Source organism: Wolbachia endosymbiont (group A) of Ophion costatus, from assembly GCF_963969245.1.
Taxonomy (GTDB): domain Bacteria; phylum Pseudomonadota; class Alphaproteobacteria; order Rickettsiales; family Anaplasmataceae; genus Wolbachia; species Wolbachia pipientis.
The window spans coordinates 611,500-623,640 of record NZ_OZ017714.1 but is presented as its reverse complement, the minus strand read 5'-3'; the positions used below and the strand labels follow the sequence as shown (position 1 = coordinate 623,640).

The 12,141-nt window shown below is 34.6% G+C and carries 11 protein-coding genes; 7 read left to right on the top strand and 4 right to left on the bottom strand.

Going from position 1 to position 12,141, the window contains the following annotated elements:
* Positions 1–9: 9 nt before the first annotated feature.
* A complete protein-coding gene (locus AACH21_RS03130; RefSeq protein ID WP_006279648.1) occupies positions 10–525 on the top strand; it encodes a TIGR02281 family clan AA aspartic protease in 516 nt (171 codons plus the stop codon).
* Positions 526–531: 6 nt separating this feature from the next.
* Here AACH21_RS03130 and secF read toward each other — a convergent pair whose 3' ends face one another.
* Together secF and AACH21_RS03120 are read right to left on the bottom strand one after the other, a co-directional pair.
* The gene (secF, locus tag AACH21_RS03125; protein WP_338482752.1) at positions 532–1,407 is read right to left on the bottom strand and encodes a protein translocase subunit SecF; all 876 of its coding nucleotides are present in this window, start codon (positions 1,405–1,407) and stop codon (positions 532–534) included.
* A 200-nt stretch (positions 1,408–1,607) separates the two neighbouring features.
* Positions 1,608–2,321 carry a hypothetical protein gene (locus AACH21_RS03120; protein ID WP_236718342.1) on the bottom strand — a complete coding sequence of 238 codons (714 nt, stop codon included), beginning with the start codon at positions 2,319–2,321 and terminating at the stop codon, positions 1,608–1,610.
* A 184-nt stretch (positions 2,322–2,505) separates the two neighbouring features.
* Here AACH21_RS03120 and AACH21_RS03115 point away from each other — a divergent pair.
* A protein-coding gene (locus tag AACH21_RS03115; RefSeq protein WP_236514306.1) for an IS5-like element ISWpi1 family transposase occupies positions 2,506–3,338 on the top strand; the annotation gives its coding sequence in 2 pieces (ribosomal slippage) (positions 2,506–2,875 and positions 2,875–3,338; 834 coding nt in all).
* On the opposite strand, the gene AACH21_RS03110 is transcribed toward AACH21_RS03115, so the two are convergent.
* Complete coding sequence (locus tag AACH21_RS03110) at positions 3,313–4,509, bottom strand: hypothetical protein (RefSeq protein WP_338482751.1); 1,197 nt, start codon at positions 4,507–4,509, stop codon at positions 3,313–3,315. The two genes, AACH21_RS03115 and AACH21_RS03110, sit on opposite strands and share 26 nt — an antisense overlap.
* A 173-nt stretch (positions 4,510–4,682) precedes the next feature.
* Entirely contained in the window at positions 4,683–6,644 is a 1,962-nt protein-coding gene (locus AACH21_RS03105) for a heme lyase CcmF/NrfE family subunit (protein WP_006279652.1), read from the bottom strand.
* Between the two features lie 168 nt (positions 6,645–6,812).
* On the opposite strand from AACH21_RS03105, the gene AACH21_RS03100 reads away from it, so the two are divergent.
* From AACH21_RS03100 to pyrE, 5 genes are all read left to right on the top strand, one after another.
* On the top strand, positions 6,813–7,787 hold the full coding sequence (locus AACH21_RS03100; RefSeq protein WP_338482750.1) for a hypothetical protein: 975 nt from the start codon (positions 6,813–6,815) through the stop codon (positions 7,785–7,787).
* A complete protein-coding gene (locus AACH21_RS03095) occupies positions 7,738–8,688 on the top strand; it encodes an IS481 family transposase (protein WP_338482749.1) in 951 nt (316 codons plus the stop codon). The genes AACH21_RS03100 and AACH21_RS03095 overlap by 50 nt, the downstream gene beginning before the upstream one ends.
* Before the next feature lie 71 nt (positions 8,689–8,759).
* Entirely contained in the window at positions 8,760–10,085 is a 1,326-nt protein-coding gene (locus AACH21_RS03090; protein ID WP_077188568.1) for a dihydroorotase, read from the top strand.
* A 198-nt stretch (positions 10,086–10,283) separates the two neighbouring features.
* Entirely contained in the window at positions 10,284–11,468 is a 1,185-nt protein-coding gene (locus AACH21_RS03085; protein WP_010082165.1) for a dicarboxylate/amino acid:cation symporter, read from the top strand.
* Positions 11,469–11,471: 3 nt separating this feature from the next.
* Positions 11,472–12,068, top strand: coding sequence for an orotate phosphoribosyltransferase (gene pyrE / locus AACH21_RS03080; protein ID WP_006279657.1), 597 nt, complete (start codon positions 11,472–11,474; stop codon positions 12,066–12,068).
* Positions 12,069–12,141 lie beyond the last annotated feature (73 nt).

The window sequence follows — 12,141 nt, the reverse complement described above, 5'->3', positions numbered from 1 at the left end:
TTTAACAATATGAACGCGGTGAAAAATCTAGTTATTTGGTTGCTAATAATAGCCACTACTGCAATGCTTATTGATTCACAAAGGGACAAACTAAGCGACAGATTTCTCAGTACTTTTTTACCATATAAAGGAAGAATTCAAAATAGCGGTCAGAATAGTGGAAGTATTGAATTTACGAAGTCATATGATGGACACTTTTATATTCAGGCTCAAGTCAATGATCGCAATATAACGTTTTTGCTTGATACTGGAGCAACCGATATTGTTCTATCACAAAAAGACGCATTACATGTTGGTATTAACTTACAAAATGTTCAGGATTTTAAAATATATGAAACTGCGAAAGGTCAAATAAAAGCTGGAGTGGTTCAAATACCTCAAGTTAAAATAGGAAATTTTTTGATTAATGATGTACAGGCAAGCGTTAACACTCATTCTATGTCTCATTCACTACTTGGAATGAGCTTTTTAAGGTATTTTCATTTCACTATAAGAGATAATAAGTTGATATTATACCGCGACTAAACACTTCTACAATCTACTTATCAAAGCTCTGTAGGTTAATATAGGAGCAGAAATAAATATTGCAGAACAAGTGCCAATCAAAATACCAAAAAAAATGATCAAGCTGAAGTCTTTCACTGCATCTGTGCAGATTAATGCCAAAGGAAGAGCAGCAAGAAGGGTTGTACCCGAGGTTAATATAGTGCGAAATAATGTAGCGTTGATACTTGCATCTACTATCTCACTCATCCGCCCACTTTTACCACTCTTGCAATACTCTCGAATCCGATCGTATATAATTACTGAGTTATTGATTGAATAACCAATGACAGTGAGAAGAGCTGCAACTGATGAAATATTAAACTCAATGCCAGTTAGGCTAATAAAACCAACAGTTAAAATCACGTCATGAACCAGTGCTGTTATTCCACTGAATCCACATTGCCAATTAAATCTAAACCAAACGTAAAAAAATATTCCAACAATTGCGATCAACATGGATAACATTCCTTCAAATATTTGTGTTGAGCTTATTTGTGGGCCAACATAGTCTATTTTACGATAGCTTATTGAGCTCCCCAGCTTTTCTTCTAGTATGCTTTTTATCTTTTTGATTTTATCTTCATCTCCTTCATCTTTAAAACGCATGACTAAATTATCACCCGCTTTTGAACTCTGCACTGTAAAACCATTTTCTTTTAATGCATCGAGAATAGAGTGATTCTCATCTGAAGATTTTATCTCTATCAAAATTCCGCCTGCAAAGTCTATGCCTAAGTTCACTCCACGCAGCACAACAGTGAATATTGAAAAGATGATAAGAATAATGCTAATTAATGCAGTCAAATCCCTATATTTACTAAATTTTATATTGAGGTTATCTGGAATGAGTCTAAGTGCCATGCTATTTACTTAAACTTGAATTTTATATACTTTTCAAAAAATTCACTAGTTTATTCTGTGATTGTTTGACTATGTAAATTTTTCTGTCAGTTGATTCTTGTCTGTCAATTAAGTTCTATCTAGTGCAAACTTTGCAATTTTGAAGTACATTACAAGAGCAAAATACCGCCAATTTGGCCCATCATTTTATCTCTGCAAGCTTATCCCCCCCTTGCTATGTTAGCAACGCAACCTAAGCTAGGTTCCTTCATAGCAGTGTTAGGTACACTGCCATATCTTTCAAAACTTTCATGCTCTATAGCTTCCTCAACACTTTTTCCTCCTAAAAGACAGTTTTCCCCTAAACTTTTTCCCCTATTTTTTAACTCATTAAGCCTTGCTCTGTTTTCCCCATCAATCTCCACTTTTATTTTATTGCTGCCTTTCTCACTAGGACTTAGATAAATACTTATCTCTCCTACCTCAGTAGTAAAAGACATTTCAATACCACCTTTTGAGACATCCATGTAATTTCTTTTTCCCCCTATTTCTTCTACATTTTCAACTCTTACTATACTTTCTCCAATTTTGAGTATGCCAACTCTTAAATTTAAGTCTTTGGCTTTTTCATTGTTTAGGATTTCTGCAACTTCAACAATACTATCTTGCGAGTACTCTATACAAAAATATCTATTATCCTTGTCTACTCCTAATACATTTTGAGTCTGCTTGCTTTTGTTTACAATACTTTCATATGCTAAACCTTTTAGCTTGCTTTCAATTTCCTTACATTTCTCAGAAAGACCATCATCAAATCCATTACAAGTAACTATCTGCTCAAACTCATTCCCATCGAAAAAATTATGGCGTTTTACCTTCCCACCTTCTAACAATAAATTACTAACAATGCTTTTGATAATGTCCTCTTCGGACACTTCATTTTTTTTGTTACAGTTTTGATCTTCACTTTCTTTGTTACAGTTTTTATCTTTACTTTGATAGGGAAAGTTATCAAATACAAAAGTGTTACTTCTGTTACTTATATGACTACCACTAGTAAGAGGTTGTCCGGAAACAAGTAAAAGGCTATAATATCTGAAATTTTAGTACGGGGTAAAGATGAGAAAAAAGTATCCAACAGATCTAAGCGAAAGGGAATGGGCAAGAATAGAAAAACACTTCAGAGTATCATACAAGAAAGGAGGAAGGCCGCCAAAGTATAGCAAAAGAGAAATATTAGAAGCAATTTTCTATGTATTGCGTACAGGGTGTCAATGGCGGTATTTACCAAATGATTTTCCGCTATGGAAGACTGTGTATGAGCAGTTCAGGCAATGGAAGAAGCAGGGAATTTTTGAGAAAATGAATTATGAAATTACAAAATATAGTAGAAGAAAAATAGGAAGGAATGAGCAGCCGAGTGCCTGTATAGTAGATAGTCAATCTGTAAAGACTACAGAAAAGGGGGGATCAAAGGCTATGATGGAAGTAAAAAAGTAAAGGGTAGAAAAAGGCATATAATTACAGACACTCAGGGTTTTATACTAGGTTGTTACGTAGGCGCTGCTAACGAAAATGATAGAGATGGTATTAAAATAGCATTAAACAATATGAGAACAAAATATACTAAAGTTAAAAAAATGTGGGCTGACATGGGATACCAAGGAAGAAATTTAAAGAATCACATAAAGGAAGAATATGACATAGATATTGAAATTGTTACAAGGCCTCCATGTAGATTTTGGGTGCACAAAGATACGCCACCTGAGCTACTACCAACAAGAGAACAAGGGTTTAAAGTACAGCCAAGAAGATGGGTTGTAGAAAGGACTTTTGCTTGGGTTAATAGGAATAGAAGGCTATCGAAGGAGTATGATTTACTCACAACATCCACTGAGAATTTCATATACCTAGCTATGAGTAGGGTTATGTTAAAGAGGGAATATGCTTGAATTTACTTGTTTCCGGACAACCTCTTAGATCTTTTATTTCTTCAAATACTGTATTTGTTACAGTTTTGTTACAACAACTACATTTTAAATTTAACATTACTTCTTTTTCTAAGTATTTAGCTACTATGCACTTAATACTTTCTGGAGTATTTTTTATATCTTTTTGTTCATTTTGTTCTGTTATACCTCTCACCTCCCCACAGCATTTATCAATCAGATCCTGTTTACTTTGAGTTAACGACATTTTTAGTTTCATAAAAAGTGAGTCTTTTAGAAAAGGATTATCATCTTCTGAATCCAAATCATCTGTTAACTCCATTGAATCAAAATTACCTGAGCTATAGTACGAACCCTTTTTTGAGTCCGAACTATCTTCTGAGTTCCCATCACTATCTAACCAATTGTCAACTTTCGGAAATTCTGAGCTTTTCTGTTCACCTTCAAAAGTCTGATTACTACCACCAGCGCCCTTTGTCAAATTTTCTTTACTTTCACAAGAACCATCTGAACCATAGCCCTCATTCCCTTTTGGATCTGAATCATCTGGATTACAATCAGAAGTTATTTCTGTATCTTCAGAAATCTGTTGATTATCACTTTCACCTAACAACCCACCATTTGTTGGATTACATACATTTTCTGTATATTTTTGATTATTTTGTGCTTCTATTTTCTCCTTTTCGTACAACAGTTTAAACTGATCCTCATCGTCAGAATTGTGACCTGAATCACAAATTACATGATCATTGCAGGTAGAATTATGCTCTACTGAATCAGTACTTTCAAAAATTTGTGGATTATTACTTCTGTCTGGCAAATTACCTGATAAACCAGTCTGATGATTATTTTCACCTACCCAACCATCAGTTGTTGTTGGAATATATATTCCTGTATATCTTTGGCTATCAAGAGAATCATTAGTTAATTGTACTGCTGTATAAGTTGTCCGGTCATCCTCATCATCGGAACTAATACCTGAATCATGGCCATCACCTTCTTTAATCTTTTGAGTTTCTATATCGTGTTCATTTATTTCGCTCGACGAATCATAGTTGGAAGGGTTATACTGTTGATTAGGACGTTTAAAAATTTGACGCCAATCGCTGTAAGGCTCCTTAAAATCGAAAGCAGTGCGTATAACTTTTTCCTTGCCTGATACCCCACCATTCATATTGTATAACCATTACTCACTAATCCCTTAGTGAATATCGTAATATATAGGTCTGTCAATAAAAAAATATAACTTTCTTTGGTTCTAACCTTTGCAAATCAGTATCTATAGCCCGGTAATTTCTCATATATTGCACTCTGGACCTAGGAGCGTTGTTAATAAATCCACGACAGCTAGACAACCTTCGCCCGTTTACTAAAAGGAAAAGCAGCAAAGAGCGAACCAAAAGCGATGAGAAAGGATCCAAGCCAGATTATAGACATTCCAGGTTTATAGTGCACTTTAGCTGCAATTTTGCTCTTACTCTTATCAATCTCTCCAATTACAACATAAATATCAGAAAGCAAATTGTGGTAGATACTGCTTTCAACATTTTTTTGACCTTCCGCAAGGTAAAATCTATATTCAGGGGTCATCTCACCTAATATCTTATTATTCAGCAAATTCCTGATATACATTGTACCTCTCACTGCATGGAAATTTTTTTCTTTTATTAGCTCAATATTTCGTAAAGTAACTTTAAATTTATTGACTGTTATGCTATCCCCTATTTTTAAGTAATTTTCTTTTTTCTCCTGCCAACCAACCGAATATGCTATACCAAGCACTAGAATTGCCACTCCAGCATGAGCTGCCATCATTGCATAGTAGGATTTAGAAACTTTTCTTGCTAATAAAATTGATTCACCAAATGCTACCTTAAATAAACAAATTCTTTTACTGTATGCTTCTAAAACAAAGATTAATAATGCTATGGAGATAGTAATTGATAGCACAATTATTAGCTCCATGTGAAAAATAAACGGCAAAATAGCTGCAGCACTACAAAATGAAAATCTATATTCACGGAATATTGGCAATAGACTATTTCCCTGCCAACTGCAGTATTGCCCAATTATCGTGAGGGCTAGAATAGCCAGTGCAATAGGATTAAATAAAGAATTGTAATATGGTGCTCCAACTGAAATTAATTCACCGGTTAAATATTCGAGCACTGTAGGGTATAAAGTGCCAACGAACACAATGAAAAAGGCAGTGATGAATAATAAATTGTTCATCAGCATCATCGTAAGGCGTGAAAAGAATCTTCTACCCTCTGTCACTTGAGTAGCAGGTTTCTTTTCAGATTCCAGTGTCAAGCATTGGAATGACATCGCAGACGTGTGATTTTTTCTCGTAAATACTACAAATATTACTAAGCTACTGACTGTAATTACACCAAGTAGAGCTAATATATACAGTCCATACCTTGGATCATCTGCAAACGTGTGCACTGAGGTGAGTATTCCTGAGCGGACTAGAAATGTTCCAGTCACACTCAATATAAAAGTTGTAAGCGTAAGTAAAATAGCAAAGTTCTTTAAAACATTGAAATTCCGTACCACGAGCAACAAATGTGTCAGCGCTACTGCAATTAGCCACGGCATCAAAGAAACGTTTTCCACTGGATCCCAAAACCAAAATCCACCCCACCCAAGTTCGCGATATGCCCACCAGCTACCCAAGCTGATGCCCAAAGTGAGCAGCGACCAAGAAATAAGTACCCAAGGCCTGACAATTTTAGCCCAAACATTTCCTTCAACTTTTGCAATTAATCCAGCTATAGAGAGCGAAAAAGGAACGCTAAACCCAAGGTACCCCAAATATAATATCGGTGGATGAATAGCAAGGCCTATATCTTGCAATATCGGATTAAAACCAAGACCATCTTTTTCAACGCTTGGCATTTTAGTGAAGGGGCTGGATTCAAGTAAAGTGAACAGTAAAAAACAAAAGCAAATCAAGCCTTGGGTGATCAAGGATACTTTCTTCAATTTACTGTCGTTATCAGTAAAAATATCCATCAGAAATAGGTAAAAGGTAAGCACTAATGCCCAAAGCAACATGGACCCTTCTTTATTTCCCCAAACACCACAAATCTTGTAGATCAAAGGTTTTGTTGTGTGTGAGTGGTAGTATACGTTTTCAAGTGAAAAATCATTTGTAATGTGGCAGTAGATCAAAATAGCCATTGACGCTGATACACAAAAAAATATGGCAGTGGTAATAAACCGACAAGAACTAAGCGGTAAAAACAAATATGTCAAAGACAATAAGCAGGCTAGCAATAGCAATATATTCCCAAGTTCAGGCATAAAAAATTATAGTTTTTATATAAACAATATTACTGATGACAAGTAAGAAGTTAAAGTGTTAATTGATGCTAGCATAATGCTCCCGTAGTTAGCTGTGCTAGTATTAATTAAAAATTAAATATTAAATCTTTATACTTTTATAGATAGCGTTAATATTGAGGTAACATTGTGGGTACAACTAAGATTAGTAAATTTCCATTCAATATAAAAGGTAAAGTGGCAAAACAACATGCCGAACCAATAATCGAAAAAAATCTCTATACTATTTTAGGATTCAAAGATATAGAAGATTTTGAAAATAAGACAAGTAAACTTGTTAATAAAAAAGTTTGGCAATCATTTGTTGACTGCTTTGCAAAAGAAATAGATTATGCAGCAACCGAAGAAGTTGTAAAAAACATCGTTTGTAACATTGCAAAGAGTGATCAAGGTAATGCTTTTACCAAAACTGAACATCTCATATTAAATGAAAAGCAAGATAATAAAAAGAGAGAAAAAGCGATTAGAAAAGCTATTAGTATTTTGAGAAAAATCAATCCAGAAAAAGCCTTTAATGAACTTTCAGTAATAAAAAAACAAGCTGAAGATTTTTTACAAACCGATTTTTGTAAAGCACAGAGTAAATCACTTCAAGGATTTGCTCCCTCTGGTGGACAGCTCTTTGCGGAAACTCTGAAATATATAGAAACACTAGAAAGATTATCCGAAGTAAAAAAAGAAGGGCTAGTTAGAGATTTCTTGTTAAATCATGTTAGTTTATTGAATAAAAAGTATCCTAAATCACAAGGTAAAAGGGAAGATGCTATAACAATACTATCAAGTGATGAGTTGAAGAATTTTTACAATAAAGGTGTAAAAGAAGGAATGTTACAACCAATGGCATCTTACAAAGGATGCAGAAACCTGTATGACAAAATGAACCAGATAAAAAATGAATCCAAAAGTATAATTAAAAGAGAAGAACGGGAAGAAAATTTAAAGAAAATAGATAAGTCGATAATCAGCGCAATTAATGACATAAAAAAACATAGAGAAGCAATTGTATGGTCCCAGAGAGTGATGGTATACTATCATCATCATTTAAGGAGTCATTATGGGACAGATATTACATGGGTGCGCCAAAACAACACAGACGATTCGTAGAGCAATACAAAATAGAAAAGAGAGCATAGCAAAACTCTCCAAGCATTATAACCTTAATCCAAAAACTATTATTAAGTGGAGAAAACGTTCATTTACGAAAGATGCTGATATGGGTCCAAAGCATCCAAGATCAACTGTTTTAACGCTAGAAGAGGAAGCTATAATAGTTACATTTCGCAAGTATACACTACTGCCACTAGATGATTGCCTTTACGCTCTGCAGTCTACAATTCCGCATTTGACTCGCTCTAGCTTGCATCGTTGTTTACAAAGACACAACATTAGCAGATTACCAACTGTTGATGGAGAAGTTAAGTCAAAAAAGAAATTCAAACAATATCCTATCGGTTACTTTCATATTGATATTGCTGAAGTTAGAACTGAGGAGGGCAAATTACATTTGTTTGTTGCTATTGATAGGACATCCAAATTTACCTATGTTGAGTTGTGTAACAGTGCTACAAAACCCATAGCTGCTGAGTTCTTACGTAATTTGATTAGAATTTTACCGTATAAAATCCATACTATTTTGACAGATAACGGTATACAATTTACAAACCAGAAGCGTCATAAGTATGCTTTCCAACATATATTTGATAGAGTTTGCGAAGAGAATGTTATTGAACATCGTTTGACAAAAGTTAGCCATCCTTGGACGAATGGGCAAGTCGAGCGTATGAATAAAACTTTAAAGGATGCTACAGTTAAGAAGTATTACTATCAATCGCACCAGCAACTTAAAGAACACCTTTATAACTTTGTTATGGCTTATAATTATGCAAAGAGACTCAAAACTCTTAAGGGTCTTACTCCTTATGAATTTATATGTTATCAGTGGACACAGTCTCCAGAATTATTTATACTAAATCCACACCATCACACTCTGGGACCATACACTTAGTCTGTGTTTTAATTTGGTTGTGTTTTATTAAAAAAACTTTAGATTTATTTTATAATCGATACTCAAATATAATGACTCAAACTTGGGATTTGTTGCAAACAGGGCAAAAGGAAGGCTATAAAATTGCGTATACTAATGCTCGTATTATCGACCCGGAAACTAAACTTGATATAAAAGGTTCATTATTGACTGAAGGGGATAAAATTGTTGACTTTGGTGAATCATTATTTTCAACAAGTGGAGTTGATGAAACAATAGACTGTAAAGGGCTTGTTCTAATGCCAGGCCTTATTGACATTCACGTACATTTTCGTGAACCAGGCCAGGAACATAAAGAAACTATATATACAGGCAGCAAATCTGCAGCTGCGGGGGGAGTTACAACTGTAGTTTGTCAGCCAAACACTGTTCCAGCAATTGATAGCGTTATTTTGGCTAAATATTTGAAATATAGAGCACTTGAAACTTCACATGTAAACGTTGAATTTTACGCTAAAATCACCACTTCGGAAGAAAAGTTGACTGAAATGGCACTTTTAAAGGAAGCAGGTGCGGTTGGGTTCACTGATGATGGCATGCCAGTTATGAACCCAATGATTATGAGACAGGCACTGCTTTATTCAAGTATGCTGAATGTCCCTATTGCTCAACATGCAGAAGATTTAAATTTATCTGCTGGTGGCGCAATCAACGAAGGTAAAATTTCTGAAGAATTGGGAGTAAAGGGGATCTTGAGTGCGTCAGAATCGGTTATGGTAAATCGTGATATACTGCTAATGAAGGATATGGAAAATGTGCACTACCATATTCTACATGTCTCTTCAAAAGATTCACTTGATGCTATTAAACGTGCAAAAGATTTGGGATTAAATGTTACGTGCGAAGTAACCCCTCATCACTTCACTTTGACTGAAGATATAGTAAAACAACATGGGGCAATTGCAAAAATGAATCCGCCGCTTCGCACTGAAGAAGATCGTTTAGCTATGGTTGAAGGTTTAAAGACAGGTGTGATTGATTGCATTGCAACTGATCACGCTCCGCATGATCGTAGTTCTAAAGATCTACCACTTGAAAATGCTGCATTTGGTATTGTTGGTCTTGAAACAATGCTGCCCCTTTCACTTGAACTCTATCACAGTGGGCAAATGGGTCTACTTGATGTGCTTGCAAAATTGACATATAAGCCTGCAGATATAATACACATACCACGTGGTCGTATACAAAAAAACCTTGCTGCAGACTTAATTTTAGTTGACCTCAATCATGAATGGGAAATTAAAACTGACAACTTTGCTAGTAAATCAAAGAATTCTCCTTTCGATGGTCGCAAAGTAAAAGGACACGTAGTACGTACTGTTGTGTCCGGCAAAACTATATACTCGCAGAAGAGTTAGTTATCATATCTTATCTATTCCAATTTGTTATCACCAGAATGGGCTAAGTGCACCTAAATTTAAATTAAGAAATCTTACACTGTCTCCGAATAAACACATCCTCTTATCTTTCCCTAATCTGTAAAGTTATTTTGTCTATCAATCTGATTCCAAAACAGCAAAATTATTGTATAATGTTACTTTGAAGTTTTATTTTCAATGCACAAGTTTGCAATACTTTTTTCTATACTGCTTGCAATAGTTGCTTACTACCTAAACAATGAAATCATATTTGAAATAGCAAAGCTATTTAGTGATATCTTTATCAGCTTGCTCAAATTAATAAGCTTACCTCTGGTTTTTTTATCCATAGTTTCCACAATTTCCGGGCTCAAAGACTCAATTGAAATCAAAGTCTTAGTTAAGAAAACACTATTTTATACTCTGCTTACAACTATTATAGCTGCGTTTGTTGCATTATCGTTTTATTTGTTAATAGATCCAGCAAGAAAAAATTTCATAAGTAATACAATAGGGAGTATTAACAGCAATAACCACAGTTATTTTTCATATTTAAAATCACTCATTCCTTCTAATTTTGTGCAAGTTTTTCTTGAAAATAATATGATTGGTAGCATATTAATCGCTTTTTTGATGGGTGGAGCTATTGTTTCACTTTCAAAAGAAAAGCAGGATATATTATATCAAGTATTCTCTGCACTTTTTGATACGCTACTTAAAATTGCTCAAGGGTTATTAAAATTTATTCCGCTTGCTGTTTGGTCTTTTATTACTTGTTTTTTGCATGAATTAAAAGGCGGTAGTGAGTTCTACAATCTTTTATGGTATTTTGTTTGCATAATGTCTGCAAATTTTGTGCAGGCATTTCTGATTTTACCGCTATTTATGTGGTATAAAGGCATATCACCAATTCAAACGCTGAAAGGGGTTATGCCAGCACTCACACTTGCGTTTTTTTCTAAATCATCCAGTGCAACATTGCCAACAACTATAGAATGTGTGCAGAACAAGCTAAAGGTGCCAAAGAAATTATCGTCTTTTATTTTACCAATATGCACAACAATTAACATGAATGCATGTGCTGCATTTATACTAATCACTGTAATGTTTGTTGCAGAAATGAACGGATACGTATTTTCCTTAAGCGAAATGTTGATATGGATTTTTTTAGCTACAGGGGCTGCAATTGGTAACGCTGGAGTGCCGATGGGGTGCTATTTTATGGCAACCAGTTATCTCATGTCGATGAATGTTCCTCTGCATATTATGGGACTGATTTTGCCTATTTATACAATCATCGATATGTTTGAAACTGCAATAAATGTGTGGTCTGATGTTTGTATCACTCAGATAATTAATAAAGAATGTAATAGTGAAACTTAAAAAATGATATTAGACGAAAATAACCTAATAATAAAAGAATTTAAAGAAGCAGAAGCAATTTTGCATGGGCATTTTGTTTTATCATCCGGGCTGCATAGTGACACATACATACAGTGTGCGAAGATTTTTGAAAATCCAAGCAGAGCCATGAAAGTTTGCGCATTATTAGCAGATAAAATAAAAAAAGAATTAAATAGCTCCATAGATTTAATATTATCTCCTGCAATTGGTGGAATAATTGTGGGTTATGAGATTGGCAGGCAGCTTGGAATAAAGACAATGTTTTGCGAGCGCGTTAATGGTAAGTTTGAATTACGCCGTGGATTTAAGATCAAAAAGGGTGAGAAAATATTGCTCATTGAAGATGTAATAACCACAGGTAAATCTTCACTTGAAGCAGTGGAATGTGCAGAAGGGGAAGGAGGTAAAGTTGTTGCTGAAGCTTCTTTGATAAAGAGAAATAGTGAAACGAAACTGCCTTTTCCTGTCATATCTTTGATTGAACTGAACATCAAAAACTACAGCGAGGAAGAACTTCCAAGTGAATTAAAACAACTACCCATAACAAAACCTGGGAGTAGGGAATATTTAACAAAGTAATCCTATAATATCTTGGAAACACAGCATTTATACACAGCTTTAGTTATTTACTCCAAGTGTATTTTATGTATAC

Bases quoted from the DNA above. Each gene is read 5' to 3' on its own strand.
- secF (WP_338482752.1), bottom strand. From the start codon at position 1,407: ATGGCACTTAGACTCATTCCAGATAACCTCAATATAAAATTTAGTAAA.
- AACH21_RS03110 (WP_338482751.1), bottom strand. From the start codon at position 4,509: ATGAATGGTGGGGTATCAGGCAAGGAAAAAGTTATACGCACTGCTTTC.
- AACH21_RS03105 (WP_006279652.1), bottom strand. From the start codon at position 6,644: ATGCCTGAACTTGGGAATATATTGCTATTGCTAGCCTGCTTATTGTCT.
- pyrE (WP_006279657.1), top strand. From the start codon at position 11,472: ATGATATTAGACGAAAATAACCTAATAATAAAAGAATTTAAAGAAGCA.
- AACH21_RS03130 (WP_006279648.1), top strand. From the start codon at position 10: ATGAACGCGGTGAAAAATCTAGTTATTTGGTTGCTAATAATAGCCACT.
- AACH21_RS03085 (WP_010082165.1), top strand. From the start codon at position 10,284: ATGCACAAGTTTGCAATACTTTTTTCTATACTGCTTGCAATAGTTGCT.
- AACH21_RS03090 (WP_077188568.1), top strand. From the start codon at position 8,760: ATGACTCAAACTTGGGATTTGTTGCAAACAGGGCAAAAGGAAGGCTAT.
- AACH21_RS03095 (WP_338482749.1), top strand. From the start codon at position 7,738: ATGGGACAGATATTACATGGGTGCGCCAAAACAACACAGACGATTCGT.